Source organism: Candidatus Sodalis sp. SoCistrobi (assembly GCF_900143145.1).
Classification (GTDB): domain Bacteria; phylum Pseudomonadota; class Gammaproteobacteria; order Enterobacterales; family Enterobacteriaceae; genus SoCistrobi.
Genome location: NZ_FRDB01000251.1, coordinates 1 through 3,983, shown reverse-complemented (window position 1 = coordinate 3,983; position 3,983 = coordinate 1). Strand labels below are relative to the sequence as shown.

Annotated in this window: 2 protein-coding genes and 1 pseudogene; all 3 read right to left on the bottom strand. The window is 58.7% G+C overall.

All coding sequences use genetic code 11. From position 1 onward, the window contains the following. Nucleotides 1–143: 143 nt before the first annotated feature. Nucleotides 144–1,184, bottom strand: coding sequence for a 23S rRNA (adenine(1618)-N(6))-methyltransferase RlmF (gene rlmF / locus CINSTRO3249_RS13790; protein WP_074013688.1), 1,041 nt, complete (start codon nucleotides 1,182–1,184; stop codon nucleotides 144–146). Between the two features lie 140 nt (nucleotides 1,185–1,324). After that, complete coding sequence (locus CINSTRO3249_RS13785; protein ID WP_074013687.1) at nucleotides 1,325–2,920, bottom strand: ABC-F family ATPase; 1,596 nt, start codon at nucleotides 2,918–2,920, stop codon at nucleotides 1,325–1,327. Between the two features lie 686 nt (nucleotides 2,921–3,606). After that, nucleotides 3,607–3,855: pseudogene (locus CINSTRO3249_RS13780) on the bottom strand (Ail/Lom family outer membrane beta-barrel protein); the annotation flags it as partial. Nucleotides 3,856–3,983: the final 128 nt, after the last annotated feature.

Sequence of the window (3,983 nt, the reverse complement as noted above, 5' to 3'; positions counted from 1 at the left end):
TCATATGCTGTTTAACCAGCGTCTGATATCGGCGGGTAAGGCGAGAGTCAATCCCGCCAACAGATAGGTTGAAATCATTCTGCAAAGTAATAACAGGTATCACGATAAATGTGTAGATACCTATGCCTTAAGCCACCGGACCTTCAATCGCGCCAGCGGCGCGCGGCCCAGTCCGCCTGCCCCGCCGCATCAAAAAAACTCCAGGCGACAAATCGGCTGATTTTCTGCCCCTGCCCCATCGGCACCGTTCGCACCGCGCGGGCGCCCGCCTGTTCGATGGCGCGATACAGCGGCGCCAACGTGGTGTTCTTTGACACCAGCGTAGTAAACCACAGGCATTGTCGAGCGCAGGCGATGCTTTCCGCTACCGTGTGGCGCACAAACGCCAGCTCGCCGCCGGGACACCATAGCTCATTGTGCCGGCCGCCAAAATTGGGCGCCGCCGCGACGGCCTGAGGCGCCGATGGGAGGCTGTATTGCGTTTCGTCATGGCCCTCCGCCCCAGCGGTTCTCTCCCGGCGGTGCCGGGTCGCCCGCGCCAGATTGACCTGCTTGCGCCGGGTGCTGTCCAGAGCCTCTTGCGCCGAGGCGTGAAACGGCGGATTGCACAGAGTGGCATCGAACCGTTCCGCCGCGCCGATGATGCCGTCAAAGATAGCCGCCGGCTGGCGCTGCCGACGCAAGCGCAGCGCCCCCGCCAGCGACGGATTCATGTCGACGATCTGTTGCGCCCAGCGCAGCGACGGCGGACTGATGTCCGTCCCGGTGAAACGCCAGCCGTATTCGTGGTGGCCGATAATGGGGTAAATACAATTGGCGCCCACGCCGATATCCAGCAGCATCACCCGCCGACCGCGCGGGATACGCCCGCCGTTACCGGACGCCAACAGGTCCGCCAGATGGTGCAAATAATCCGCCCGCCCGGGCACCGGCGGGCAGAGAAAGCCGGCGGGAATATCCCAGTGGCGCAGGCCGTAATGATGCAGCAATAGCGCGCGGTTGAGCTGGGTCACCGCCGCCGGCGAGGCAAAATCCACCGAGGGCGTCCCCGCCGGGGTCGGCCGCACAAACGGGGCAAGCGGCGGACAAGCCGCCACCAGCGCGGCGAAATCATAGCCGCCGCGGTGGCGATTACGCGGATGCAAGGCGGCTTTCTGCGCTACGGGGGGAACGGTTTTTTTCAAGGCACACTCATCAAGTTAACGACTGGCGGTGGCAAACGCGGGACGCCGACGCAAAAGAGGGCTAAACCCGGGCGGCGCAAAACAGCAAGGCCGCGCGCGCACCACCCGGTGAGGTCCACTCTCTGGCCACACGTCTTAAGTTAATTCAACCCCTGGCTGCGCAGGTAATCTTCATAATTGCCGCTAAAGTCGACGACCTTGCCCGGCAGAATTTCCACGATCCGCGTTGCCAGCGAACTGACAAATTCGCGGTCATGGGAGACAAACAGCAACGTCCCCTGATACAGCTCCAAGGCGGCATTCAGCGATTCAATGGATTCCATATCCAGATGGTTGGTGGGCTCGTCCATCAGCAGGATATTGGGCTTTTGCATCATCAGCTTGCCAAACAGCATCCGGCCCTTCTCACCGCCGGATAACACGCCCACCGGCTTTTTGATATCATCCTGACCAAACAGCAGCCGGCCAAGGATGCCGCGGACCGCCTGCTCATCGTCACCGGCCTGTTTCCACTGACTCATCCAATCGAACACCGTCAGATTATCGGCGAACTCGGCGGCGTGATCCTGGGCGTAGTAGCCAATATTGGCGTTTTCGGACCACTTCACCTCACCGCTTTGCGGCGCCAGCTCGCCCATCAGCGTTTTCAGCAGCGTGGTTTTACCGATACCATTGGCGCCGAGGATCGCTACCTTCTCGCCCACCTCAACCATCATATTCAGCCCCTGCAACAGCGGCGCCGCCCCCTCAAAACCCTGGGACATCTGCTCTACCTGCAGAGCATTACGAAACAGTTTTTTGTCCTGTTCAAAGCGGATAAACGGATTCTGCCGGCTGGACGCCTTGATTTCGTCAAGCTTGATCTTATCAATCTGCCGGGCGCGGGAAGTCGCCTGACGGGATTTCGAGGCGTTGGCGCTAAAGCGGCTGACAAACGACTGCAGCTCGGCAATCTGGGCCTTTTTCTTGGCATTATCGGCTACCAGCCGCTCGCGCGCCTGCGTTGACGACGTCATGTAATCATCATAGTTGCCCGGATAGATGCGCAGCTCGCCATAATCCAAATCTGCCATATGGGTGCAGACCATGTTGAGAAAATGCCGGTCATGGGAAATGATGATCATTGTACTGTTACGTTCGTTCAGCACCTGCTCCAGCCAACGGATGGTATTGATGTCCAGGTTGTTGGTCGGCTCATCCAGCAGCAGAATTTCCGGATCGGCGAACAGCGCCTGCGCCAGCAGCACACGCAGCTTCCAGCCGGGCGCCACCTCGCTCATCGGCCCATAATGCTGTTCCAGCGGAATGCCGACGCCCAGCAACAATTCGCCGGCGCGCGCTTCCGCGGTATAGCCATCCATTTCACCGTACAGCACTTCCAAATCCGCCACCCGATAGCCCTGCGCCTCGCTCATCTCGGGCAAGGCATAAATGCTGTCGCGTTCTTGTTTGACCGCCCACAGTTCCCCATGGCCCATGATGACGGTATCCAGCACGCTATCCTGCTCGAAGGCGAATTGATCCTGGCGCAATTTACCCAAGCGCTCATTGGGGTCAAGGCTCACGTTGCCGCCGGTGGGTGCCAAATCGCCGCCTAGAATTTTCATCAAGGTGGATTTACCGCAGCCGTTAGCGCCGATAAGACCGTAGCGATTGCCGCCGCCAAACTTGACGGATATGTTCTCGAACAGCGGTTTACTGCCGAATTGCATGGTGATGTTGTTACTAATTAGCAAAGGAGAGACTCTTTCATAAAATGTGACGTTAGCCCTATTATGCCATAAAGCGCCGTGTTGGGGGACGTAATCTATCGCCACCCGCGTCACGACGACGCCAGCAGTTCAACCCGAAACAGCGTGGTGTGCGCCACCGTACAGCGGCCGGCTTAACTGGACGCGCACAGCCGGCTGCCAAGCAACCCCTCCTGACGCCAATTTAAAGACAAGGCGAATGCCAATGACAGAGGATTGAGCCGCGGGTGAAGGATGCTGGGAATGCTCGCGACGGATGCCCGGGCGCGAGCGAAAGGAGACCGGTGGCGCAATGGGCAGCCTCAAGAGGCGCAATGTTCAAGTAAAGGGGTCGCAACGGGCAGGCACAATAGCCACAACGGGCAGCCACAAGCGCCGCAATGGGCACGTAAAGGGGTCGCAACGGGCAGGCACATGAGCCGCCTGATAGGGCCGTAAGCGTAAGCGGCGGTCGTTGAAAAGCGCCGAAGGCTTAACCAGCAGCAGACGCGAAAGGCAAGCAGGGATAAGTGAGTAGACACGCGATCGTTATGCCAGAACGGCAATTACCACAATACGGCCTATCATCGGTGTAACATTATCCGGCATGGCGCCTGGCGCCATGCCGATATCACCGTCAGCGATATCACCGTCAGAAGGCAAAGCCGCGAGGGCCCGCCGTCCAACAGGAATTAGAAGCGGTAACCTACACCGGCAATCCAGGTGCCAACGTCGGTGGAGCGGATGCGGCTTTGCTCGTAGGAAACGTCCAGGGCAACGTTTTCCATCGGGTTAAACTGCAAACCGGCACCGTAGGCTACGCCCACATCGCTGGTGCTGCGGTCGTTCCCGTTTTGCGTTTGGGCATTCGAGATGGATTTGCCATAGCCCAAACCGACCACGCCGTACAGGCTGGCCCAGTCATTGATACGCCAAGCCGGACGAGGCTGTAAAATAATCTGTGTAAATGGCATTTTTAGCAAAACCTTTAAAGGACTACAAAATGCCTATCAGCAACGATCTTATTGACCAATTGCTCCAGGATTGCCACTCCCCTCAGGACCTGTTG